Annotated in this window: 23 protein-coding genes, 1 tRNA gene and 1 riboswitch; of the genes, 6 read left to right on the top strand and 18 right to left on the bottom strand. The window is 69.7% G+C overall.

Annotated elements, in window-relative coordinates; translation table 11 throughout:
* The first annotated feature begins 143 nt into the window (after nucleotides 1-143).
* Genes ACFQS9_RS18820 through ACFQS9_RS18830 form a run of 3 tightly spaced genes read left to right on the top strand, consistent with a single transcriptional unit; the run spans nucleotide 144 to nucleotide 3,488 of the window.
* Nucleotides 144-1,517, top strand: coding sequence for a hemolysin family protein (locus ACFQS9_RS18820; RefSeq protein WP_378407426.1), 1,374 nt, complete (start codon nucleotides 144-146; stop codon nucleotides 1,515-1,517).
* Nucleotides 1,510-2,598: a hemolysin family protein gene (locus ACFQS9_RS18825; protein ID WP_378407428.1), complete on the top strand. Its 1,089-nt coding sequence runs from the start codon at nucleotides 1,510-1,512 to the stop codon at nucleotides 2,596-2,598. Before ACFQS9_RS18820 ends, ACFQS9_RS18825 begins: the two co-directional genes overlap by 8 nt.
* Nucleotides 2,595-3,488 carry a 3-methyladenine DNA glycosylase gene (locus ACFQS9_RS18830; RefSeq protein WP_378407430.1) on the top strand — a complete coding sequence of 298 codons (894 nt, stop codon included), beginning with the start codon at nucleotides 2,595-2,597 and terminating at the stop codon, nucleotides 3,486-3,488. Before ACFQS9_RS18825 ends, ACFQS9_RS18830 begins: the two co-directional genes overlap by 4 nt.
* A 12-nt stretch (nucleotides 3,489-3,500) precedes the next feature.
* Here the strand turns inward: ACFQS9_RS18830 and ACFQS9_RS18835 are convergent, their stop codons facing one another.
* Nucleotides 3,501-3,869 (bottom strand): SpoIIAA family protein, encoded by a 369-nt coding sequence (locus ACFQS9_RS18835; RefSeq protein ID WP_378407432.1) that lies wholly within the window; start codon nucleotides 3,867-3,869, stop codon nucleotides 3,501-3,503.
* Nucleotides 3,870-3,972: 103 nt separating this feature from the next.
* On the opposite strand from ACFQS9_RS18835, the gene ACFQS9_RS18840 reads away from it, so the two are divergent.
* The 3 genes from ACFQS9_RS18840 to ACFQS9_RS18850 all read left to right on the top strand — a co-directional run bounded on the left by ACFQS9_RS18840 (nucleotide 3,973) and on the right by ACFQS9_RS18850 (nucleotide 8,888).
* Nucleotides 3,973-4,590, top strand: a complete 618-nt coding sequence (locus ACFQS9_RS18840) for a PaaI family thioesterase (protein ID WP_378407434.1) — start codon at nucleotides 3,973-3,975, stop codon at nucleotides 4,588-4,590.
* 145 nt (nucleotides 4,591-4,735) lie between these two features.
* Nucleotides 4,736-6,919 carry a malate synthase G gene (locus ACFQS9_RS18845; protein WP_378407436.1) on the top strand — a complete coding sequence of 728 codons (2,184 nt, stop codon included), beginning with the start codon at nucleotides 4,736-4,738 and terminating at the stop codon, nucleotides 6,917-6,919.
* 181 nt (nucleotides 6,920-7,100) lie between these two features.
* Nucleotides 7,101-8,888, top strand: coding sequence for a substrate-binding domain-containing protein (locus ACFQS9_RS18850; protein ID WP_378407438.1), 1,788 nt, complete (start codon nucleotides 7,101-7,103; stop codon nucleotides 8,886-8,888).
* A 26-nt stretch (nucleotides 8,889-8,914) separates the two neighbouring features.
* Here ACFQS9_RS18850 and ACFQS9_RS18855 read toward each other — a convergent pair whose 3' ends face one another.
* The 17 genes from ACFQS9_RS18855 to ACFQS9_RS18935 form a co-directional block, all read right to left on the bottom strand.
* Nucleotides 8,915-9,085, bottom strand: coding sequence for a hypothetical protein (locus ACFQS9_RS18855; protein ID WP_378407440.1), 171 nt, complete (start codon nucleotides 9,083-9,085; stop codon nucleotides 8,915-8,917).
* Nucleotides 9,086-9,217: 132 nt separating this feature from the next.
* On the bottom strand, nucleotides 9,218-12,070 hold the full coding sequence (gcvP, locus tag ACFQS9_RS18860; RefSeq protein WP_378407442.1) for an aminomethyl-transferring glycine dehydrogenase: 2,853 nt from the start codon (nucleotides 12,068-12,070) through the stop codon (nucleotides 9,218-9,220).
* 181 nt (nucleotides 12,071-12,251) lie between these two features.
* Nucleotides 12,252-12,347, bottom strand: a riboswitch (glycine riboswitch).
* A gap of 102 nt (nucleotides 12,348-12,449) precedes the next feature.
* Entirely contained in the window at nucleotides 12,450-13,049 is a 600-nt protein-coding gene (locus tag ACFQS9_RS18865; RefSeq protein WP_378407444.1) for a MerR family transcriptional regulator, read from the bottom strand.
* Nucleotides 13,050-13,261: 212 nt separating this feature from the next.
* Nucleotides 13,262-13,735 (bottom strand): bifunctional nuclease family protein, encoded by a 474-nt coding sequence (locus ACFQS9_RS18870; protein WP_378407446.1) that lies wholly within the window; start codon nucleotides 13,733-13,735, stop codon nucleotides 13,262-13,264.
* Between the two features lie 144 nt (nucleotides 13,736-13,879).
* The gene (gene ftsR / locus ACFQS9_RS18875) at nucleotides 13,880-14,617 is read right to left on the bottom strand and encodes a transcriptional regulator FtsR (protein WP_378407448.1); all 738 of its coding nucleotides are present in this window, start codon (nucleotides 14,615-14,617) and stop codon (nucleotides 13,880-13,882) included.
* Nucleotides 14,617-15,096 (bottom strand): glycogen accumulation regulator GarA, encoded by a 480-nt coding sequence (gene garA / locus ACFQS9_RS18880; protein ID WP_378407450.1) that lies wholly within the window; start codon nucleotides 15,094-15,096, stop codon nucleotides 14,617-14,619. Before garA ends, ftsR begins: the two co-directional genes overlap by 1 nt.
* Before the next feature lie 170 nt (nucleotides 15,097-15,266).
* Nucleotides 15,267-15,671, bottom strand: coding sequence for a glycine cleavage system protein GcvH (gene gcvH / locus ACFQS9_RS18885; protein ID WP_378407452.1), 405 nt, complete (start codon nucleotides 15,669-15,671; stop codon nucleotides 15,267-15,269).
* A 55-nt stretch (nucleotides 15,672-15,726) separates the two neighbouring features.
* A complete protein-coding gene (locus ACFQS9_RS18890; protein ID WP_378407454.1) occupies nucleotides 15,727-16,476 on the bottom strand; it encodes a DUF881 domain-containing protein in 750 nt (249 codons plus the stop codon).
* A 6-nt stretch (nucleotides 16,477-16,482) separates the two neighbouring features.
* Nucleotides 16,483-16,869 carry a small basic family protein gene (locus ACFQS9_RS18895; protein WP_378407456.1) on the bottom strand — a complete coding sequence of 129 codons (387 nt, stop codon included), beginning with the start codon at nucleotides 16,867-16,869 and terminating at the stop codon, nucleotides 16,483-16,485.
* Nucleotides 16,866-17,672 (bottom strand): DUF881 domain-containing protein, encoded by an 807-nt coding sequence (locus ACFQS9_RS18900; protein WP_378407526.1) that lies wholly within the window; start codon nucleotides 17,670-17,672, stop codon nucleotides 16,866-16,868. Before ACFQS9_RS18900 ends, ACFQS9_RS18895 begins: the two co-directional genes overlap by 4 nt.
* Before the next feature lie 50 nt (nucleotides 17,673-17,722).
* Nucleotides 17,723-18,355: a CDP-alcohol phosphatidyltransferase family protein gene (locus tag ACFQS9_RS18905; RefSeq protein ID WP_378407458.1), complete on the bottom strand. Its 633-nt coding sequence runs from the start codon at nucleotides 18,353-18,355 to the stop codon at nucleotides 17,723-17,725.
* 43 nt (nucleotides 18,356-18,398) lie between these two features.
* A complete protein-coding gene (locus tag ACFQS9_RS18910) occupies nucleotides 18,399-19,442 on the bottom strand; it encodes an SMP-30/gluconolactonase/LRE family protein (RefSeq protein ID WP_378407460.1) in 1,044 nt (347 codons plus the stop codon).
* Nucleotides 19,443-19,511: 69 nt separating this feature from the next.
* The gene (locus ACFQS9_RS18915) at nucleotides 19,512-20,132 is read right to left on the bottom strand and encodes an NUDIX hydrolase (protein ID WP_378407462.1); all 621 of its coding nucleotides are present in this window, start codon (nucleotides 20,130-20,132) and stop codon (nucleotides 19,512-19,514) included.
* Nucleotides 20,133-20,201: 69 nt separating this feature from the next.
* Nucleotides 20,202-20,275: transfer RNA gene (locus tag ACFQS9_RS18920), tRNA-Pro, on the bottom strand.
* Nucleotides 20,276-20,436: 161 nt separating this feature from the next.
* The gene (gene der, locus ACFQS9_RS18925; protein WP_378407464.1) at nucleotides 20,437-21,870 is read right to left on the bottom strand and encodes a ribosome biogenesis GTPase Der; all 1,434 of its coding nucleotides are present in this window, start codon (nucleotides 21,868-21,870) and stop codon (nucleotides 20,437-20,439) included.
* Nucleotides 21,867-22,529 carry a (d)CMP kinase gene (cmk, locus tag ACFQS9_RS18930; RefSeq protein ID WP_174562898.1) on the bottom strand — a complete coding sequence of 221 codons (663 nt, stop codon included), beginning with the start codon at nucleotides 22,527-22,529 and terminating at the stop codon, nucleotides 21,867-21,869. The genes der and cmk overlap by 4 nt, the downstream gene beginning before the upstream one ends.
* Before the next feature lie 53 nt (nucleotides 22,530-22,582).
* A complete protein-coding gene (locus ACFQS9_RS18935; protein ID WP_378407466.1) occupies nucleotides 22,583-23,806 on the bottom strand; it encodes a pseudouridine synthase in 1,224 nt (407 codons plus the stop codon).
* Between the last annotated feature and the right edge of the window lie 11 nt (nucleotides 23,807-23,817).

Consider the following 23,817-nt stretch of genomic DNA (forward strand, 5'->3'; position numbering starts at 1 on the left):
GTGCCCGAGGCACCCACTCTTACTGTCGTCGACTCGACCGAGTCCGGCGACGAGAGCACCTCTACGGAGGGCTCCTCTACCGAGCCGGGCGACAAACCCGGCGCGCTTCCCCCCTTAGGACCCACGCTCGGCGGCGACAGCTGATGGAGATCGCACTCACCGTCTTGAGCCTGATCGGGTTCGCGGCACTGACCGCAGGCACCGCGTTGTTCGTGGCCGCCGAATTCTCACTCACCGCGCTCGAACGCAGCACCGTCGACGCCCACGCGCGCGACGGCGACCGGCGCTCGCGCCAGGTACAGCACGCGCACCGCACGCTCTCGTTCCAGCTCTCCGGGGCCCAGCTCGGCATCACGATCACCACGTTGATCACCGGCTATCTCGCGGAACCGGTGCTGGCCAAGCTGATCCAGCCGGCGCTGACCGCGGTGAACGTCGGCGAATCCGTTGCCGGTGGCATCTCGCTGACGCTCGCCCTGGTGCTGGCGACATCGCTGTCGATGGTGTTCGGCGAGCTGGTGCCGAAGAACCTGGCCATCGCCCTTCCCCTGAAGACCGCCCGGACCACCGCCGGTCTGCAGGCGGGTTTCTCGATGATCTTCAAATGGGCGATCCACGGTCTCAACGGGACCGCCAACTGGGTGGTCCGCAGGCTCGGCATCGAACCGGCCGAGGAATTGCGTTCGGCGCGCTCCCCCCAGGAGCTCGGCTCGCTGGTGCGCACCAGCGCCAGCCGCGGCTCGCTCGACGCCGGGACCGCGCTGCTCGTCGATCGATCGCTGCGGTTCGGTGAACGCAGCGCGGAGGAACTGATGACCCCGCGGGTGAAGGTCGAGACACTCGAACTCCGGGACACCGTCGCCGACCTCATCGAGGCCGCCTCGCGGACGGGATTCTCGCGGTTCCCGATCGTCGACGGCGACCTGGACGACACGGTCGGCGTGGTGCACATCAAGCACGCGTTCACGGTTCCCGCCGCGGGGCGGACGGCCACGCCACTGATCACCCTGGCGCAGAAGGTGCCGGTGGTGCCCTCCAGCCTCGACGGCGACGAGTTGATGGAACGGGTCCGGGCCGACGGCATGCAGGTGGCGCTCGTGGTCGACGAGTACGGCGGCACCGCAGGCATGGTGACGATGGAGGACCTGATCGAGGAGATCGTCGGCGACGTCCGCGACGAGCACGACGAGCCGGAGATCGAGGTGCAACGCAGCGGCGACAGCTGGATCTGCTCGGGCCTGCTGCGCATCGACGAGGTCACCCGGACCACCGGATACTCGGCTCCGGAGGGCGAGTACGACACCCTCGGCGGCCTCGTCCTGGCTCACCTGGGCCGGATCCCAGAGGTCGGCGACCAGGTGGTCCTGCCGAACCCGGACGGCGAGACCCGCTCCGCGGGCGGATGGATCGCCCGGGTCGCCGCGATGGACGGCCGCCGGATCGACCGGGTGGTGCTGACCCCGGTCCCCGACCTGACCGACCACGTCAAGGGGACGGAGGTGAGCGGCCGTGAGTGATCTGTTCGCGGTCGCCCTGACCGTTCTCCTGCTGGCGGGCAACGCCTTCTTCGTCGCCGCCGAGTTCGCGCTGATCTCGGCGCGACGCGACCGGCTCGAGGCCCTGGAGGCCCAGGGCAAGAAGCGGGCCCGCACCGTGATCAAGGCGGGCGAGAACCTGTCGCTGATGCTGGCGGGCGCGCAGCTCGGCATCACCATCTGCTCGATCCTGCTGGGCCGGGTCGGCGAGCCCGCGATCGCGCACCTGATCGAGGTGCCGATGACCGCGCTCGGCGTGCCGGACGGGTTCCTGCATCCGATCTCGTTCACGATCGCGCTCTCGCTGGTGGTGATCCTGCACATCCTGCTCGGCGAGATGGTGCCCAAGAACATCGCCATCGCCGGGCCCGAACGAAGCGCGATGCTGCTGGTGCCCGCGCATCTGGCGTTCATCCGGCTCGTCCGCCCGCTGATCGCGTTCTACAACCTGTGTGCGAACGCGACACTGCGCGCGATGGGGGTGCAGCCCAAGAACGAGCTCGATACCACGGTGTCGGCGCTGGAACTCGCCGAGATGATCGGCGAGTCCCGATCCGAGGGGCTGATCGACGAGGAGGAGCACCGACGCCTGACGTTGGCGCTGCACACCGCCGACCGGACCGTCGCGGACGTGCTGATCCCGCTCGACAAGGTGCGCAGCGTTCCGCTGACCGCGAACGGGACCACGCTCGGCGCCGTCGAGGAGGCGGTGATCGAGACCGGGTACTCGCGCTATCCCGCGCGGCTGGCCGACGGAACGCTGGCCGGGTACCTGCATCTCAAGGACGTGCTCGACGAGGTCGGCGACATACACGCCGGCCCGGACACCGTGATCCCCCGCTCCGACGTGCGCCCACTTCCGCAGGTGCAGGAGCAGACCCCACTCGACGAGGCGCTGGCGACACTGCGGCGCGCGAGCAGCCACCTGGGGTCCGTCGTCGACGAGTCCGGACAGACGATCGGCATCGTCGCGCTCGAGGACCTGGTCGAGGAGTTCATCGGCACGGTCCGCGACGGTACGCACCGGATCGACGACGCGGTGCCCGGGCAACGGACGCCGTGACCCCCTCGACGCTCTCGTGCGGTCCGCTCGTCCTCACCCAGGACGAGTGGACCGCGCGCCGGGACGCGCACCAGGCGCGGGTGGACGAGCTGATCGGCCCGCACCTGACCCGACAGACGCGCGGCGAGAAGCATCCGGTGATCGACTTCCTGTTTACCTATTACAGCCTCCGGCCCGCCCAGCTGCGGCGCTGGCATCCCGGTCTCGGGGTGCGACTGTCCGGTCCCGCTGCGGGCGAGTACTGGGACTACTCGGGGTATCGCCGATGCACGGACGACACCGCCGAGGCCGACCCGCGGCTGCTGACCCAGCGCCGCTCGATGCTCGAGTTCACCGAGCGGCTGCTCGCGGGCACCGCGGCCCGCCCCGCACAGCTCGGCTGCTTCGGCCTGCACGAGTGGGCGATGGTGTACCGCGGCGGCGAGGAGGCGGTCCGGCATTCGGGCACCCCGCTGCGGCTGGGCCCGGACGGCACCGACGCTGTCGTGGAGTCGATGAACCTGCGCTGCACCCACTACGACGCGTTCCGGTTCTTCACCCCGGACGCGGTGGGCCGCAACGACACCGCGCTGCGGCGCGAGGACCAGGCGGCGCGCGAACAACCCGGCTGCCTCCACGCAGGCATGGATCTCTACAAGTGGAGCTACAAGCTGGCGCCGCTGGTCGACTCCGACCTGTTGCTGCGGTGCTTCGAGCTGGCGATGGCCGCCCGGGAACTCGACATGCGGGCGAGCCCGTACGACCTGAGCGCGCTCGGCTACGCGCCGGTCGCCATCGAGACTCCGCAGGGCCGAGCGGACTACGTTCGAGAGCAGTCGGCGCTCGCCGAGCGCGCGGCGCCGCTGCGCGCGGAGTTGCTGGCCAAGTGCCGGGCCCTGCTGAACCGGTGACTCACCCGCCGCTCACTCCCCCCGCGCGGCCCACTCGATCGCGGCAGGCTCCTCGGCGAGCGTGAAGGCTCGCATCTCACAGGGAAACAAGAAGCTGATCAGGTGAATCGCCTTGCCGATCCACTCGTGATCGGTGACCAGCGCGATCCGACCCCAGCTGTGCCGTGGACGGGTCTCGAGCTCGGCGTCCTGCCACAGCGCACCGGCGCTGTAGCGGCTCAGATCGTCGCCGAGCACATAGACGATGTTGACCTTCTCGTGCTCGGCGATCTTCGCATCGATGGCCGGGTCGAGGACGTCCCTGTAGTCCTGCGCGGTCACCATCCCGCTCGCCCGGAAACCCAGGGTGCCTGCGGGCAGGTTATCCATGGTCTCGATCACGGATCCATGGTTCCACAGCTCGAGTCCCGGTGTGACGCAACGCGAGAGTGCCGCGCGCCCCGATTCGCTCGCGTCCCCCGGACGAGTGCTGCAGGATCACACGGTGAAGTTCACCCGAGAAGACATCGACACCCAGGAACTCGACCGGCGCCGGGCGCTCTACGGCCCGCTCACCGCGGCGGTCCGCGACCTCGTCGACGCCACCATTCGCACCGAGGTCGACGAGGCGGTGATCCGCGAGGTCCAGGCGACGGTCGTGGCCGCCACCGCGAAGCTGCGCGCCGAGCAGATCGACGGCGGATTCGGGATGCGATTCACCGCCGACGGCGAGTCGATCGCCTGGGGCAACGCGGGGATCGGCCTGCGGAACGCGATCGCTCCCCCGTTGGTCATCGTGTCCGACGACGCCGGCCTGCACTGGACCGAGGTCACGCTCGGCGCCGCCTACGAGGGCCCGCCGGGGCTGGTGCACGGCGGGATCTGCGCACTGGTGATGGATCACCTGCTCGGTACCACCGCCAGTTCGATCGAGCCGCGGTTCACCGGCACCCTCACGTTGCGGTACCGGCGCGGCACCCCGCTCGGCCCGCTCCGCGCAGAGGCCCGCATCGACCGCAACGAGGGCCGCAAGACCGTCGTGGTCGGCACCCTGTCGGACGCCGACGGCGTCACCGTCGAGGCGGAGGGCATCTTCATCGGTCCGCCCACGCCGACGGAGTGACAGGGCACCGCGGGCGCATCGCGGGAATGCCCGGCCAACCAGTACGGTTGGACTGTTAACCCACCAGGAGAAACAGCTAGCGGATTACCCCCGAGTAACATGAGCGCCGTCTACATGAGGCATTCCCAGAGAAGTGAGGCATTTCATGACTGAGCGCGTGCAGGTCGGTGGTCTTCAGGTCGCCAAGGTTCTCCACGATTTCGTGGGCACCGAGGCTCTCCCGGGTACCGGCATCGACGCCGACACTTTCTGGGCCGGCGCCGTCAAGGTCATCGAGGACCTCGCCCCGAAGAACAAGGCGCTGCTGGCCAAGCGCGACGATCTGCAGGCGCAGATCGACGCCTGGCACCGCGACCACTCGGGCCCGGCGTTCGACGCCGCCGAGTACAAGGCGTTCCTGCAGGAGATCGGCTACCTGCTGCCCACCCCCGCCCCGTTCGGCATCGAGACCCAGAACGTCGACGCGGAGATCGCGACGACCGCGGGCCCGCAGCTCGTGGTTCCGGTGCTCAACGCCCGGTTCGCGCTCAACGCCTCGAACGCGCGCTGGGGCTCGCTGTACGACGCGCTCTACGGCACCGACGCGATCTCCGAGGCGGAAGGCGCGGAGAAGGGTAAGGGCTACAACAAGGTCCGTGGCGACAAGGTGATCGCCTGGGCCCGTGAGTTCCTCGACGCCGCCGCGCCGCTCGCGGCCGGCAGCCACGCCGACTCCCGGCGCTACTGGATCGACGGCGCCGAGCTGAAGGTCGAGCTGACCGACGGCACCGTCACCACCCTCGCGCAGCCGGAGAAGTTCGTCGGCTACCTCGGCGAGAAGGACGCGCCCACCTCGGTCCTGCTGCGCAACAACGGGCTGCACGCCGAGATCCAGATCGACGCGAGCTCCCCCATCGGACAGACCGACTCCGCCGGCGTCAAGGACGTCGTCCTCGAGTCCGCGCTCACCACGATCATGGACTTCGAGGACTCCGTCGCGGCCGTGGACGCCGACGACAAGGTCGTCGGCTACCGCAACTGGCTGGGCCTGAACCGGGGCGACCTGGCCGAGGAGATCAGCAAGGGCGGCAAGTCCTTCACCCGCACCCTGAACGGCGACCGCACCTACACCGCACCCGACGGCGGCGAGCTGACCCTGCACGGCCGCTCGCTGCTGTTCGTGCGCAATGTCGGCCACCTGATGACGAACCCGGCCATCCTCGACGCCGACGGCAACGAGGTCCCCGAGGGCATCCTCGACGCGCTGATCACCAGCCTGTGTGCGATCCACGGCCTGTCCATCAGCGAGGCGAACGGACCGCACAACAACAGCCGCACCGGCTCGGTCTACATCGTCAAGCCCAAGCAGCACGGCCCCGAAGAGGTCGCCTTCACCACCGAGCTGTTCGGTCGCGTCGAGCAAGTGCTCGGGCTGCCCGCGAACACCCTCAAGGTCGGCATCATGGACGAGGAGCGCCGCACCACGGTCAACCTGGCCGCCTGCATCAAGGAGGCCAGCGAGCGGGTGGTCTTCATCAACACCGGCTTCCTCGACCGGACCGGCGACGAGATCCACACCTCCATGGAGGCCGGCGCGATGATCCGCAAGGCCGAGATGAAGAAGCAGAAGTGGATCTCCGCCTACGAGGACTGGAACGTCGACACCGGCCTCGCGGCGGGCCTGCAGGGCAAGGCGCAGATCGGTAAGGGCATGTGGGCCATGACCGACCTGATGGCGGACATGCTCGAGCAGAAGATCGGTCACCCGCGTTCCGGTGCCAACACGGCGTGGGTCCCCTCGCCCACCGGCGCCACCCTGCACGCGACGCATTACCACCGCGTCGACGTCTTCGCCGTCCAGGACGAGCTCAAAGGCAAGCCGCGCGCCACCGTCGACGACATCCTGACCATCCCGCTCGCCCCGAGTGCGGACTGGTCGGACGCGGAGAAGAAGGAGGAGCTGGACAACAACTGCCAGTCCATCCTCGGCTACGTCGTTCGCTGGATCGACGCCGGTGTCGGTTGCTCCAAGGTTCCGGACATCCACGACGTCGCGCTCATGGAAGACCGCGCCACCCTGCGCATCTCGAGTCAGCTGCTCGCGAACTGGTTGCGCCACGGCGTCGTCACCGAGGCCGACGTCGTCGCCAGCCTCGAGCGGATGGCCCCGGTCGTCGACCGTCAGAACGAGGGCGACGCCAGCTACCGCCCGATGGCGCCGGACTTCGACACCAACATCGCGTGGCAGGCCGCCAAGGAGCTGATCCTCGAGGGCGCGTCGCAGCCGAGCGGCTACACCGAGCCGATCCTGCACCGCCGTCGGCGCGAGTACAAGGCCGCCAACGCCTGATCCGCAACGCCGTCACCACGAAGCCGCCTCCCGACCGATCCGGTCGGGAGGCGGCTTCGCCCGTTCCGCCCCATTGGGGACGCGGCTTCGCCGCTTCCGCTCCGCCCCCGTCCGTAGACTGCGGTGGTACCGATGAGGCGGACCTGCGGGACGCCACCGATCGACGACAAGGCGGGCACACGTGGGGCAGCATCGCGGCGCACAGGGCACGAGGGGTGTCAGCAAGGGCCCGTTGATCGCGGTGGGAACCGTCGTCGTCCTCGTGCTCGCAGTGCTCGGCTGGTTCCAACTCCGAGATCGGATCTCCGATCAGGGAACCCAGGCCGCCGAGACGTGCGTCGAGGGTCCGGCCGTACTCGAGGTGACCGCCGATCCCGACATCGCCGCGCAGATCCAGACCCTTGCCGACCGCTACACGCAGACCACACCGGTGGTGCGCGATCACTGCATCACCGTCACCGTCACCACCACCCCGTCACAGGCCGTGGTCGACGCGCTGGCCGCGAGCGGGGGTCAGCAGTGGCCCGGTCCGGGACCGGCACCGGCACTGTGGATTCCGCAGAGCACCCAGTCGATCGCTCGGCTCGGCGGGCAGACGGGGCTGATCGACGGCCAGCCCAAGTCCGTCGCCTCCTCGCCGGTGCTGCTGGCCGCCCCGGTCATGCTCGCCGAAGCCCTCGCCGGACCGAAGATCGGCTGGCAGGACCTCCCGCGCCTGCAGTCGGACCCGAATGCGCTGCAGGGGCTCGGACTCGCCGGGTGGGGCCCCCTGCGCCTGGCCATGCCGACGGGGCTCGGTTCGGATCCGTCCGCGCTCGCCGCCGAGGCGGTCGCCGCGGCGGTCTCGGGTGCAGGGGCCGGGCCGGTCACCGAGGAACAGGCCGCGTCCGCACCGGTCGGCGCGGCGCTCGGTTCGCTCGCACTCGGTTCGGCGGCCGCGTTCCCGTCCGCTCCCGACAACCCCGCCACCACCGCGGACGCGCTCGCCGCGCTCGCCGCCCAGCCCGACCCGAAGGCCGGGGCGGTGCACGCGGTCGCCGTCACCGAGCAACAGCTCTATGCGGCCGAGCCGGACACCAACGCACTCACCGCGTACCTCCCGGCCGGAGCCACCCCGGTGGCCGACCATCCCGCCGCGATCATCGCGACCGGATGGGTGGACGAGGCGCGCCGCGGTGCTGCCGCGGAGTTCGCCGACTACCTCCGCAGGCCCGAGCAGGCACCGGTGCTGCGCGACGCAGGCTTCCGCGTCGACGGGAAATCCCCCTCGGCGGTGGGCGCGGTCCCCTTCACCCCCATCGACACGCCACTGCAGCCCGCCGCCTGGCCCGTGCCCGACACGCTGAGCCGGGCGCTCGCAAATCCGGCGGTGCCCTTCAGAACGACGGTCCTGATGGACATCTCGGGTTCGATGAGCAACGTCGAGGGCGACGGGACGCGGCTGACCAACACGGCCGCCGCGCTGACCGGGCAACTGAACCGGACGCCCGATCACTCCGATCTCGGACTGTGGGTCTATTCCAGGAATCTCGACGGCGCGAGGGCGTACCGGACCGCCGTCCCGACCGGACCGCTCGCCGATACCGTCGGCGGCGGGACCCGAAGGCAGGCAATCGTTTCGACACTCGATTCCCTGACCCCCGCGACCGCGACCTCCACCTATGCCTCCGTCGAGGCCGCATACGCGGACGCGGTGCAGGGCTTCGATCCGAACCGCCCGAACTCGGTGCTGCTGATCACCGACGGACCGAACGACGACACGTCGATCAGCTCCCGGCAGCTGCTGGCGTCGATCGGGGACGCCACGGTCGATGGCAAGCCGGTCCGGATCGACGTCATCACCATCGGCGAGAACTCCGACGCCGACACCCTGCGGGCCCTCGCCGAGCAGACCGGGGGCTCCCTGACCGCCGTCGGCTCGTCACAGGGCCCCGAGCTGGGCGCCGCGATCGGCGAAGCGCTCCGCTGACGCCCGGCTCGGGCTACCCACCCTCGTCAGACACACCATTCGATGTCGGCGGATCCGGGCAGCGGGACGACGAAGCAGAACTCGAGCGACCCTCCCCCGATGATGCGCCGCTCGGCGGATGCCGTCGGAGCTGCGAGCGCTCCGACGGACAGGACGACGGCGGTTACGGCGACGGCTCGTGCGATGGTGGTGAACATTGCCTGCACCTTTGGCTCGACGAAGGCGGCCGACGAGCCGCCCACACGCTCACCATCGTCCTCCGGGCAGGTCACGGCACACAAGGACCCTTTGGTCTCCTCACGAGTGCGCGCGACCGGCCCGGAGCGTGATCAGCCGCTGAAGGCCTCGATCGGCGGGCAGGAGCACACCAGGTTCCGGTCGCCCTGCGCCCCGTCGATCCGGCGCACCGACGGCCACACCTTGGGCCTTGCCTTGCCGAGCGGGAACACCGCGAGTTCGCGCGAGTACGGGTGGTCCCACTCCGCGGCCAGGCAGCCGGCGGTGTGCGGCGCGCCGCGCAGCGGGTTGTCGTCCACCGGCCACTCGCCCGCACCGACCCGGTCGATCTCGGCGCGGATGGCGATCATCGCCTCGCAGAACTGGTCGATCTCGTCGAGGTTCTCGCTCTCGGTGGGCTCGACCATCAGCGTCCCCGCCACCGGGAAGCTCATCGTCGGCGCGTGGAAGCCGTAGTCCGCCAGGCGCTTGGCCACGTCGTCGACCGTGACGCCGGTGTCCTTGGTGAGCTGACGCAGGTCGAGGATGCACTCGTGCGCGACCATGCCGTTCTCGCCGGTGTAGAGCACCGGGAAGTACTCGTCCAGTCGGCGCGCGATGTAGTTCGCGGACGCGATCGCGGTGAGCGAGGCACGGCGCAGCCCGGTCGCGCCCATCATCCGGATGTACGCCCAGGTGATCGGCAGGATCGACGCGCTGCCGTACGGCGCGGCCGACACCGGGCCCGAGCCGCCCAGTTCCGGCGCCATCGGGTGTCCGGGCAGGAACGGGGTCAGGTGGGAACGCACACCGATCGGGCCGACGCCGGGCCCGCCGCCGCCGTGCGGGATGCAGAAGGTCTTGTGCAGGTTCAGGTGGCTGACATCGCCGCCGAATCGTCCGGGACGGGCCAGGCCGACGAGCGCGTTGAGGTTCGCCCCGTCGACGTACACCTGCCCGCCTGCGTCGTGCACGGCCGCACAGATGTCGGCGACCTCGTGCTCGTACACGCCGTGCGTGGACGGATACGTGATCATGATGGCCGCCAGCCGCTCGGCATGGTCGGCGATCTTCGCCCTGAGGTCCGCCAGGTCGACGTCACCGTTGGGGCGGCAGGCGACCACCTCCACCCGCATGCCGACCATCACCGCGGACGCCGCGTTGGTGCCGTGTGCGCTGGACGGGATCAGGCAGGTGTCGCGGTGATCGTCGCCGCGGCTGAGGTGGTAGTTCCGGATGGCGAGCAGGCCGGCGTACTCGCCCTGGCTGCCGGCGTTCGGCTGCAGGCTCACCGCGTCGTAGCCGGTGATCGCCGCCAGCCAGCCCTCGAGATCGCTGATGATCTGCAGCATGCCGGGCGCGTCCGCCGTCGGCGCGAACGGGTGCAGGCCCGAGAACGCCGGCCAGGTGATCGGCTCCATCTCCGCGGTGGCGTTGAGCTTCATCGTGCAGGATCCGAGCGGGATCATGCTCCGGTCGAGGGCGATGTCCTTGTCCGAGAGCATCCGCAGGTAGCGCAGCATCGCGGTCTCGGTGCGGTGCTTGGTGAATGCGGGGTGCGTCAGGTAGTCCGAGGTGCGCGCCATCACGGCGGGCAGGGAGGAGCCCGACGCGCCCTCGGCCGCCTCGGGACGGACACCGAACGCGGCGAAGACCGATGCCAGGTGGGCGTCGGTGGTGGCCTCGTCGCAGGCGATGCCGACGTGATCGGCGTCCACGAGGCGCAGGTTGACGTTCCAGCCCTTCGCGTTCTCGACGATCGCCTCCGCCCGGACCGGGACGCGGGCCAGCACCGTGTCGAAGAACGACTCGTGCACGATCTCGACGCCCTTCGACCGCAGCCCGGCCGCGAGGGCGACGGCGCGTCCGTTGACCCGCTCGGCGATCGCCTTGAGTCCGTCGGCGCCGTGATAGCTGGCGTACATGGCGGCCACGATGGCCAGCAGCACCTGCGCGGTGCAGATGTTCGAGGTGGCCTTCTCGCGGCGGATGTGCTGCTCGCGGGTCTGCAGCGCGAGTCGGTATGCGGGATCACCGTCCGCATCGACGGACACACCCACGAGGCGGCCCGGCAACTGACGGGCGTGTTTGGTGTGCACCGCGAGGTATCCCGCGTGCGGTCCGCCGAAGCCCATGGGGACGCCGAACCGCTGCGTGGTGCCGAAACAGGCGTCCGCGCCGAGCTCACCGGGCGGGGTGAGCAGGGTCAGCGCGAGGAGGTCGGCGCCGACCGCGACCAGGGCCCCACGCTCGTGGGCGGCCGCGATGAGGTCCGCGTAGTCGACGACGCGACCGGAGGCGCCGGGCAGCTGGGCGAGCACGCCGAAGAACTCGCCCTCGGGCAGGCCCTGGCTCAGATCGGCCTCCACCAGCTCGATGCCGAGCGGGGTGGCGCGGGTCTCGATCACGGCCCTGGTCTGCGGGAACAGGTCGGCGTCGATGACGAAGCGCGGGGAACGGCTCTTGTTGGCCCGGCGCAGCAGGGTCATCGCCTCGGCGGCCGCGGTGCCCTCGTCGAGCATCGACGAGTTCGCGACCTCCATGCCGGTGAGGTCGGAGACCATGGTCTGGAAGTTGAGCAGGGCCTCGAGCCGGCCCTGGCTGATCTCCGGCTGGTACGGCGTGTACGCGGTGTACCAGGCGGGGTTCTCGAGCAGGTTGCGCACGAGAACCGGCGGGGTCAGGGTGTCGTAGTAGCCGAGCCCGATCATCGAGGTCGCGACGGTGTTCCTGGCGGCGAGCGCGGACAGCTCGGCGAGCGCCTCGTGCTCGGTGAGCGCGGCAGGCAGCGTGCTCAGCCCGTCGCTGACACCGTCGGCGACGGTGTCGATGATGCTGGCGGGAACGGCCTTTCCGGCCATCTCGTCGAGGCTGCCGACACCGATCACTCCCAGGATCCGCTGGAGCTCAGCAGAATCGGGGCCGATGTGGCGGTCGACAAATGAACGAACTGTGGCGTCTGACAAGGCAACTCCCGCGGCTGAAGGATCGTAGGCGCATTCGGCTCGACCCAACCGGGCCGGGCGGAACGTTCCTCCCCCTCTGTCGCCTGCTCGTCGCCGCGAGCGCCTGAGAGATTGAGGGCCGTTGCGTATGGCCCCTTTCCCCGTGGGCGGGTGGGTGCTCCCACCGCTTTCCAGAGACGTCGTAGCCCGCACGGTCCTGGATGCCTGAGAGATTGACGGGGAGGTATTGCTCCTTCGGCGTCCGGATAGTGCTCCGGAACTCTCCCATGCGGCGGCGACGTACCCCGAATTCTAGGCTACGTTCGCCCGACCTTGCGCCCGGGAACCGCACGGCATGGTGTGCCGCGCGCCACGTCGATGACCGTGACGTTCGGTCGCGCTATCCGGTCTTGCGGCTGGCGCGGTTCTTGCGCCGCGAGGCGAGCTCGTCCTCCGGGCTCAGTTCACTCTCGCCACCGTCGGCCCGTTCGGCCGGGAAATCGGCGATCGTGCCGGTGAGCTCGCGCATCGCTCCGCTGACGGCGATCCCGAACACTCCCTGACCGCCCTGCAGGAGATCGACGACCTCCTCGGCCGAGGTGCACTCGTAGACGGTGGTGCCGTCGGAGAAGAGCGTGATCTTGGCGAGGTCACCCACGCCGCGCTGACGCAGGTGGTCGACGGCGACCCGGATGTTCTGCAGCGAGATGCCGGTGTCCAGCAGGCGCTTGACGATCTTGAGGACCAGGATGTCCTTGAACGAGTACAGGCGCTGACTGCCGGATCCGGCGGCCCCGCGGATCGACGGCACGACCAACGAGGTCCGCGCCCAGTAGTCCAGCTGCCGGTAGGTGATTCCCGCGATCTGACACGCGCTCGGCACCCGGTAGCCAACCAGGTCGTCCGGCACCGAGTCATCAGGAAAGAGGCCCGGCTGGACATCCTCGACACCCTCGGACGGGGCGAGACCGCGCTGAGGCCCTTGCGGATGATCTCCCACTGACTGCTCCCTCTCGCATGGAATTCCATACCGTGGATTCGACTCAGAGTACGCCTCGGTGCGAATCACATGGTGTGCGTTCGATGGATCAAAGCTATTGCGACGATTGACCTGGGTCAACGCAACACGCCGAACCCTAAACCTAAACTTGAGGGTGAGACTATTTCGTTGCCCAGTGCATTACCTCGCCGTCTCTCGACAGCGGGATCACACTAACCGTCGGTTGCCTTGAAATCGTCCGGCGACACGGATTCGAGGAACTCTTTGAACTTCTCGACCTCGTCCTCGCGCTCGTCGGGCATCACCAGTCCCGCCTCGGCCAGCACCGCCTCCTCCGCAAAGATCGGCACGCCCGCCCTCAACGCGATCGCCACCGAATCGGACGGCCGCGCCGAGATCCGCAGGTCGTCGGCGAAGACCAGGTCGGCATAGAACGTGCCCTCCTGGAGGTCGACGATGCGGACTTCGCGCAGAGCGTTGCCCAGCGCCGTGATGAGCGTGATGATCAGGTCGTGGGTGAGCGGCCGCGCCGGCTCCACGCCCTGTTGCTCGAGCGCGATCGCAGTGGCCTCCGTCTGACCGATCCAGATCGGCAGGTACCGGTCACCGTCGCTCTCCCGCAGCAGCAGTACGGGCTGATTCTGTGGCTGCTCAACACGAATCCCGATCACACGCATCTCGCTCATCGCGTCTGCCTCCCGTCTGCTGGGCCTCATCGGCATCGACCGCACCCATCGCATGAGGCCGTACCCAATTCTAAGCGAACCCAGCGACCCATTCGACTGTCGCCGAGCGGATACCGGTCCTCGCGCTGTCAGCCTGGGCGATCGTCAGCGATCGAGCGCGCCGCGGACAGCCGCCTTCACCAGACAGGTGTGAAGGGTGAGCGACAGCGCGGCGAGCTCACGCACCATCTCTTCGGCGCGATCACGCGCGCCCGCATCTCGGCCCTTGGCCACGGGTCCCGCGATCTGGGCGACCAACCCGGCCTCCCGGTCGGCCGCCAGCTTGAACGCGCGCAGGTGCCGGACCTCGAGTCCGAACTCCGACATCGCCTTTGCCGCCCGCGCCAGGGTGACGGCGTCCTCGTCGAAGAAGCCCGCGACACCCGGCACGATCAAGCCGCTTCGCAGCAACTCCGACAGGAAGGCCTCGTCCGCTCCCGACCGTGCGATCAGGTCGCCACGGCTGATGCGGACCTCCCGGTTGGCCCTGAACTCTTCCGGCGAGACCTCGCCGGGCGCGATGGCCAGCGCCCGGGGCCGCCGCGGGGCCGACTCCGTCGACCCGACCACCGCGACGCCGCTGTCGATGGCCTCGAGCTGTTCCTTGATCACCTTCAACGGCAGGTATTGATCACGCTGCGCGGTGAGCACGAACCGCAGTCGCTCACAGTCGGCCAGCGAGAAGCGCCGGTAGCCCGACGGCGTCCGCTCGGGACTGATCAGCCCCTCCGCCTCGAGGAAACGAATCTTCGAGATGGTGATATCGGGGAAATCGGGACGTAGCCGATCCAGGACGGAGCCGATCGACATCCCGCCCTCGGTCCGCTGCCCGACCGCGGTCATCAGCTACCCGCACCCGCAGCGGAGTTGCCGGCGCCGCGGGGGCCGGTGAGGTAGACGAGTCGGAACTTTCCGATCTGCACCTCGTCACCGTTGACGAGGGTGGCCGAGTCCACCGGCTCTCGGTTGACGTAGGTGCCGTTCAGGCTGCCCACGTCCACCACCTGGAACTCGTTCTGGTCCTGCCGGAACTCGGCGTGCCGACGGCTGACCGTCACGTCGTCGAGGAAGATGTCGCTGTCCGGGTGGCGGCCCGCCGAGGTGGTGGGCTGGTCGAGCAGGAACCGGGAGCCCGCATTGGGGCCACGCTTGACGACGAGGAGCGCCGAACCGGCGGGCAGGCCCTCCACCCCGGAGACCTGCTCAGCGGACTGCGGAGCAGCGGTCGTGCTGTCCAACTCGTTGAGGAAATCCGCCCGGAAAACCGACGTTGTCTCAGCCGGCGATTCTCCAAAAACCGCGTCGCTGTCGTTCTCGCTCACCGTTTCTCCTCCTGAAGTCCGATCGGTCCGGGAACCCTCCCGGACAAATCTTCTCGACACAATCACATTCCGATACGGACCTACGCCCCGACATGACGGATGCGCTCCCTATCGACCGTACCCTGCGAATGCCTCTCACGTGGGCACTCGCAGGTCGATCCACGCGTGTCCTAGCCGCCCGCGATGGCCTGGTAGCCCTCGGCGTCCAGCATCTCGGCCAACGCGGCGTCCAGAGCGGCCTCGTCGGCCACCTCGAGATCGACCAGCCAACCGTTTCCGTACGGCTCGGAGTTCACCAGCTCGGGGCTGGACTCCAAATCCGCGTTGGCCACAATGACTTTCGCGTTCAGAGGAGCGTAGATGTCCGACACGCTCTTCGTCGACTCGACCTCACCGAGCGACTCGCCCGCCACCACATCGTCACCGACCGCGGGGAGCTGCACGAAGACGACGTCACCGAGCTGGGACTGCGCGAAATCGGTGATCCCGATCCGCACGGTCGTCGACCCGGTCCGCTGCACCCATTCGTGCTCCGCCGTGTAGCGCAATTCGGCCGGGATGTTCGTTTCGCTCAAGGTGAGAAGTCCTTTCGATCGCACCGGCGCGCGCGAATACCGCGCGGCGCCGGATTCAGTTTCCGGGCTGAGCGTATTGACGAGGCTTCGTCTCCCGCAAGGCGGTGATCGTGACCTGCTGAGATTGCTCGACGGCCAACCTGCCACCGCCGCGCGCGACCGTGTCGAACACACCGCCGGGTATGTTGAGGGCGGCCGCCAGAGTCGGCGGATCGCCGATCGCGAGCACCTCGTACGGCGCCCTCAGCTCGGTCCCGTCGACCGTGATCTTCCCGGGCGGTCCGGTGACCCAGGAATCGACACCGATACGCACCGGCTCGCCCCCGTCGCCGCGAACGGAGATCGCCTCCGCCCCCGCCGCCCGCAATTCCTGCACGAGATCCAAGATCACCTCGGAGCCGACGCTCCTGCTCGGGTCGGACACCGACAACACCACGCCGGGTCCGGCGGCGGGCACGGCGCCCACCTGGATCGACAGCGCGGTCAGGCGCGCCCTGGCCTCGTCCAGTGCGGCCTGGGACCCGCCGCCGCTGCGCTGGAGGGTGGCGAGGGTCCCCTCGAGTCCCGCGATCTCCTGCCGCAGCGCGGCCTCTCGCTGTCCGAGATTGTCGAGCAGCACCAACAGGTCCGCTGGGCGCGCCGAGTCCAGGGTGTCACCCGAACCGGTGGTCCTCACCTGGGTCGCGATGGCGACCCCGAGCGCGGCCAGGAGCAACACGGCGAACAGCCCGAACACGACCCTCGAGCGCCGCGCCGAGGCCGACAGCTCGGTGCGCCATTCGTGCTTGCCCTCGTGACCACTCACCGCCGATCACGCCCCGAACAGCCTGCGCCGCAGCGCGGCCGCGTTGCCGAAGATGCGAATGCCGAGGACCACCACGATCGCGGTCGAGAGCTGCGTGCCCACGCCCAACTGGTCGCCGAGCCAGACGATCAGCGCCGCGACGAGCACATTGAAGACAAAGGACACGACGAAGACCTTGGCGTCGAAGATCTCGTCCAGGTAGGCGCGCAGCCCGCCGAACACCGCATCCAGCGCCGCGACCACGGCGATCGGCAGATAGGGCTGGATCGCGTCGGGCACCTGCGGACGGAACACCACTCCGGCGACGATCCCCGCGACGAGCGCGAGCACCCCGTAGACGGCGTATCCGTTCTTGACTGCCCTGACGCTCTTGATTGCGCTGACCGGCTTCACTGGCCACCCACCTCGTGTGCGGTTCTGATCTCCCTGGCGGTCGCGGCCGGGAGGCTGACATCTTCTTCTTCGGCGACGGTGAAACCCACCCCGTACAGCTGCGCGACGCCCGACATCCGCAGGTACGCGTCGCTCACCACGAACCCGGTCTGCAACCGGTCCGCCGGCCCGATCGCCGAGATCGCATACGGCGAGAACACCGGCTGATTGTCGACGAGCATGGCCCCACCCGCCTGGCGGATGGTGGCCGAGGGGCCGATGCGGACCCCGCCGACCGCGACCGCCTCGGCTCCGCTCGACCACAAGGCGTTCACCACCGACTGGATGTCCCGGTCGAGGACCACCGCCTTTGCCGGGGCAGCGCCGGGCCTACCGCGGTCGGACAGGTCAGGACGGGCGGCCGGGTCGGTCAGCGTGACGGTCAGCCCGGAGCCGTGCACCGCGTCCAGGCCGGCGGCCTGCTCCAGGACAGCGAGCTGGGCCAGCACGTCGGAACCCTCGGAATCGCCAGCGAGCACCCTGGAGCGCAGCGCCTCGGCCTGCGCCGCCAGCTCGTCCCTGGTGTCGGAGAGGCCGCCACCGCGTTCCTCCGCGGCGTGGACCTTGCCGAGGATCTCGCTGCGCACCTGGTCGGTGCCGGGCTCCCGGTCGTCGGCCTGCGCGTACGCGATACCGAAGATCAGGCCGAGCACGATGCCGCCGGCCACACACCAGCTCCCCGAATGCAGCGGCCGGTGCAGGGAATGGCCCCTGGCCCGGTCTTCCGCCGCCGCCGCGTACCCGGGGTCGAGATGGTCGTTCATCAGCGACCGGAGCAGCGAGGGCACCGGATTGCGGCGAACCTCGCCGTCGGTCACCGCGCCCGGTCCGTTCGGGGTACCTCCCGCGCGATGTTCCGCGCGGCGAGCAGGTACAGGATCGCCGTCCACACGTAGAGTCCGGTCCCCCACACGAGCAGCGCGTACCCCCAGGCCCGCGCGATCGGCGCGAACCCCCAGTCGCCCTGCGCGGCGAGAATCAGCGGCAGCGCGAACATGAGCGCGAAGGTCGCGGCCTTGCCGAGGTAGAGCACCGCCGGCGGCGGCAGACCGCGTCGACGGTAGATCGGAAGGGTCAACGCCAGGATCACGTCCCGGCCGATCAGGATCACGGCCACCCACCAGGGGATGATCCCGCGGATCGCGAACGCGACGAGGGTCGAGACCACATAGAGGCGGTCCACCAGCGGGTCCAGCAGCGCGCCGAGCCGCGAACTCTGGTTCAGCAGGCGGGCGAGCTTGCCGTCGGCCCAGTCGGTGAATCCGCTGAGCATCAGGATCGCGAGCGCCCACCCGTCGGCCTGCGGTCCGAGCAACAGGTAGACGAACAGTGGGACACCGACGAGCCGCACCACGCTGAGCAGATTCGGGACGGTGACGATCCGGTCGGACACGATCGGTGCAGCCGGGACGTCCGCCACCTCGTGTGGCCGGTCACCGCTGCCCATTGGTCCCCCGTGCTCCTCGTCCGCCGATATCTCGAACAGCTTTTCACACGGCGGACGGGGGCGCCGGGACCCTGGCCACCGAGTCGGCGGTCAGGCTGCCCAGGTAGAGCCAGCCGTCGGCCTCGCGGACACCGGTGATCGGGGCGTAGCTGCCCGGGCCGCCCTGCAGACTGTGCACGAACTCGCCCGAGGCGTCGAGCCCGAGCACCCAGCCGCGCTGGTCCGGTTCGGGCTGCGCCCAGTGCGGCAGATTCGCCGCGACCACACGGAGCGCCGGGTGGGGCGCCAACAGGTCGAGCAGGCGCATTCGGGGGCTGTACAGCGCCACCCAGAAGATCCCCCCTGGCGTCTGCGAGGTCACGTTGTCGGGGATGCCGGGCAGGTTCTCGGCCCAGATCGACACCCGGCCCGCGTCGGTGCCGGTGAGCTCGACCCGCCGGATCTGATACGCCCCGGTCTCGGCGACCACCACGAACGACTCGTCCGCCGACAGTCCGACCCCGTTGGCGAACTGCAGCCCGTCCGCCAGCAGGTCGGTCTCGCCCGTGGCCGGGTCGAGGCGGATCAGCCGGCCGGTGCCGCCGTGCTCGAGGAGGTCGGTGCGGTGCTCGGCGACGGAGTACTTCGCCGACGAATCGGTGAAGTAGATCGTGCCGTCCCGTCCGACCGCCGAGTTGTTGCACGCGACCAGCGGGCGCCCGAGCGCGCTGTCGGTGAGGGTCTCGATCCGACCCGCCTCGTCGACGCGCAGCACCCCGCGCTCGCAGTCGCAGATCAGGTATCGGCCGTCGTCGAGTATCTCGATGCCCAGGGGTCGGCCGCCCGTGTCCGCGATCAGGGTCGCGCGGCCGGGTGCGTCGAATCGCCACACCTTCCCGTCGTCCGTGCCGGTGACGAGCCGGCCCTCGTGGTCGACGGCCACGTCCTCGGGCCCCTTGCTCCCCGGCGTCGCCCACCGCTCCGCGCCGTCGAGTGCGGTGTTCGGGGCGAGCGCGCCCTCGAGCGGGGGCGGGGGCGGTGCGTGCCACGCCACGGGATCGATTCCGGTCCGGTCGAGGCCGCGAAGCGCGGAGAGCAGGATTCCCATGGCGGTCACCGTAGACGGCGCCCGACCCGCCCGCAGGGGCTTGCGGCGGCTACACCGGCGCCGGCAGACCTACCGGGACGCGAAGTCCGGCTGACCGAGCTCGTCGACCCTCGTCGGCCGCCCGTGCAGGGCGACCTCGCGGAACTGATAGATCATCGCCGCGGTCGGCGCGAAGATCCGAGCGCCCCGGAACGGCCACTCGATCAACGGTTGTGCGCTCCCCGGGACCGACAGGAACTGCGGGTCGTGATCGAGCTCGGCCATGCTCACCTGGAAGACGTACTCCACCTCCTCGGCGTTCGGCCGAATCGGCGCGTCCAGCTCGCCCACCCAGACCACCACCGGGGTGATGACGTAGCCGGACCTGGTGACGAAGTCGTCGAGGTGGCCGAGCACGGACGACGGCGGCGCCTGCACGCCGAGCTCCTCCTCCAGCTCACGCAGCGCCGCCTCTCCCGGCGACTCCCCCGCGTCGATGCCGCCACCCGGCAACGCGAACTGGCCTGGGTGTGCCCGCATGGTGCTCGGCCGCACGGTGAGCAGCAGTGAGGGGACCCCGTCGGTGGTGACCACCGCGAGCGCGACCGCCGCGCAGCGATGCCCGGCGCGTTCGACGGTGCGCACGTCGAAGGATTCGAGCGCGGCGGCGCAGGCGGCACGCGTGAGGGTCGACTCCCGGGCTGCGGTCATCCGTCGACCCTAGCCCGCCGCGATAACGAGAAAGGCGGCCCCGGATCACTCCGGGGCCGCCTTCTTCGGTCGGGCTGACAGGATTTGAACCTGCGACCACTTGACCCCCAGTCAAGTGCGCTACCAAGCTGCGCCACAGCCCGTCCACTCCCTTGCGGGCGCTCGATGAGATTACATCAGTGACAGTCGAGAGTGCGAATCGACTGTTCGGAGCGGGTTTCGCCCCAAGCGGGTCCCCCTCGAACGACACTGGCAAGCCCCCGATTTCGGGGGCTTGCCAGTGTCGAGGTCGATCTCGGCGGCGTCAGCGCTTGCTGCGATCGCGCTTCTCGCGCACGCGCACCGAGATGCGCACCGGGCTGCCGTCGAAGTTGAACTCCTCACGCAACCGACGCTCGAGGAACCGGCGGTAGCCGGCCTCCAGGAACCCGGTGGTGAACAGCACGAACGTCGGCGGACGGGTGCCCGCCTGGGTGGCGAACATGATCCTGGGCAGGCGACCGCCACGCATCGGCGGCGGCGTCGCGGCCACGATCTCCTTGAGCCAGGTGTTCAACCGGCCGGTCGGGATCCGCTTGTCCCAGGACTCGAGCGCGGTCTCCAGCGCGGGAACCAACTTCTGCACGGCGCGGCCGGTGTGCGCGGAGATGTTCACCCTCTGCGCCCACGGCACCCGGACCAGCTCCCGGTCGATCTCCTTCTCGAGCATGTACCGGCGGTCCTCGTCGACGAGGTCCCACTTGTTGAACGCCAGCACCAGCGCGCGGCCGGCGTCGGCCACCATGCTCAGCACCCGCAGGTCCTGCTCGGTGATCGGCTGCGAGGCGTCGATCAGCAGGATCGACACCTCCGAGGCCTCGATCGCGCTCTTGGTGCGCAGCGACGCGTAGAACTCGTGGCCGCTCGCGTGGCTGACCTTCTTGCGCAGGCCCGCGGTGTCCACGAAGCGCCACACCTTGCCGCCGAGCTCGACCAGCGAGTCCACCGGGTCGACGGTGGTGCCCGCGACGTCGTGCACGACGGACCGCTCGGTGCCGGAGAGCTTGTTGATCAGGCTGGACTTGCCGACGTTCGGCTTGCCGACCAGCGACACACGGCGCGGTCCCTGGCCGCCGGTGCCCTCTCGAGGCGTCTCCGGCAGCACCTGCAGGATCTCGTCGAGCAGGTCACCGGTGCCGCGGCCGTGGATGGAGCTGACCGAGTAGGGCTGGCCGAGGCCGAGCGACCACAGCGCCGCGACCTCGGACTCGGTCCGCTCGTCGTCGACCTTGTTGGCCACCAACAGGACCGGCGTCTTCGAGCGCCGCAGCACCTTGGCCACGGCCTCATCGGTGGCGGTGGCGCCGACGACCGCGTCGACCACGAGCACGATCGCGTCCGCGGTCTGCATCGCGAGTTCGGCCTGACGGGCCACGGACTGCTGCAGCCCCTTGGCGTCGGGCTCCCAGCCGCCGGTGTCCTGCACCATGAATCGTCGTCCGGCCCAGTTCGCCTCGTACGAGACGCGGTCCCGGGTGACCCCGGGAATGTCCTGCACGACGGCCTCACGGCGGCCGATGATGCGGTTCACGAGCGTGGACTTGCCGACGTTCGGACGTCCGACGATGGCGAGCGTCGGGACGGCGACGTGGCCCTCGCCCTCCTCGCCCTCCTCGAGATCGACGAGCTCCCAGTCGGATTCCTCACTCCAGGTGCCGTCGCCGGCGATCGAGCCGCCGATGTCAAAGCTGTCGGTCACTGCACTGCTCCAGTTCTGTCGCGTACCACCAGCAGCAACCTGCCGATCACGTCATCGATTCCGAGTTCGCTGGTGTCCACGATCACCGAGTCCTCGGCGGGCCGCAGCGGCGAGACCGCACGGGTGGAGTCCAGATGATCGCGGCGCTCGACATCGGCCAGCACCGCCTTGTAGTCATCGCCCCTGCCCTCGGCGATGTTCTGCGTGTTCCTGCGCTCAGCCCTGGCAGCAGCAGAGGCGGTCAGGTACACCTTCACGTCCGCATCGGGCATCACGACGGTGCCGATGTCGCGCCCCTCGACCACGATCCGCTCGGTGCGCGCGATGAACTCGCGCTGCTTGTCGACCAGGATCGTGCGTACCTCGGGCACCGCCGAGACCGCGGACACGGCCTGGGTGACCGCGCCGCCGCGGATCTCGTCGGTGACGTCCTCACCGGCGAGCAGCACCCGGTCCGAGGCCGGATCGGTGCCGATGGTCAGCTCGAGCGCCTTGGTGGCCGCGGCCACCGCCGCCGGGTCGCTGGGGTCGACGCCGGAGCGCAGCACGTGCAGCGTCGCGATCCGGTACATCGCACCGGTGTCGAGATACTGCGCGGCGAGTCCCGTCGCGAGCCGCCTTGCGACCGTGGACTTTCCGGTACCGGACGGCCCGTCCATCGCCACCACCAGGCGGCCTGCCGTCACATCCCCCGCCGCTTCGCTCGCCCTGCTCACAGTCCGACCGCCTTGTACAGCGCGCCGACCTCGCCGGGGCCGATGACCCGCAGGGTGCCCGGACGTCCGTCTCCGAGCGCGACCGGTCCGATGTCGGTGCGCACCAGCCGAACCACCGGATGCCCGACCGCCTCGAGCAGGCGGCGCACGATGTGCTTGCGGCCCTCGTGCAGCACGACCTTGACCAGGGACTTGCCCTGGTTCACGTCGAGCAGTGCGAACGAGTCGACCTTGGCCGGGCCGTCCTCGAGCTCGACGCCCGCCTTCAGCGTCTTGCCGAGGTTGCGGTCGACCACGCCGGACACCGTCGCGAGGTAGGTCTTGGGCACCTCGAAGGACGGGTGCATCAGCCGGTGCGCGAGATCACCGTCGTTGGTCAGCAGGATCAGGCCCTCGGTGTCGGCGTCGAGGCGCCCGACGTGGAAGAGTCGCTGGCCCGCGGAGACCCGTTCGGAGACGATGTCGCCGATGCAGGGCCTGCCGAGGTCGTCGGACATGGTGGACTGCCAGCCGCGCGGCTTGTTGAGCGCGATGTGGACGAGATCCTTCTTGACGACGACGCGGACGCCGTCGACCCGGACCACCGCGTTCTCGGGGTCCACCCGCAGGCCCTGCTCGACGACGATGCGGCCGTCGACCTCGACGCGGCCCTGCTCGATGAGTTCCTCGGCGGCGCGGCGCGAGGCGACACCGGCCTGGGCGAGCACCTTCTGCAGGCGCATGCCCTCGCCTGCGGCCAGCTTCGCCGGGCCTGCGCCCTCTGTGTACTGGTGCCGCGCGGGCTTGGCGTTGCTGATCGTCGGCGCGACGGACTGCGCTCGCTGCGGCTTCGGCGCCTTGGGCTTGCCCCGCTTGGACAGCTGCGGCGCAGGTCCTCCCCGGGGGTAGCCGCCGGTCTTGCGCGGTGCCGCGCCCCGTTCGGTGCGATCCTGGGCGCCACGCGGCGCGCCACCGCGCTGGGAGCGGTCCTGCGAGCCGCGGGATTCGCCGCTCCGGGGGGTGGCGCCACGCTCGGTGCGGCCGTAGGAACCGCGGGGGGCGCCGCCGCGCTCGGTGCGATCGTAGGAGCCGCGGGATTCGCCGCCACGGGCGGAATCGCGGGGTGCCGAGCCCCTCGACCCCGACCCCTTCTGGGGCGAGTCCCTGCGGCTCGAGCTCTTGTGGGCGGGATTGCTCCTGCCCCGGTCCGGTGTGCCATCACGGCGAGCGGAATTGTTCACTTGGGTGTCCT

It is taken from the genome of Rhodococcus daqingensis (assembly GCF_042665615.1).
GTDB classification, from domain to species: Bacteria; Actinomycetota; Actinomycetes; order Mycobacteriales; family Mycobacteriaceae; genus Rhodococcus_G; species Rhodococcus_G daqingensis.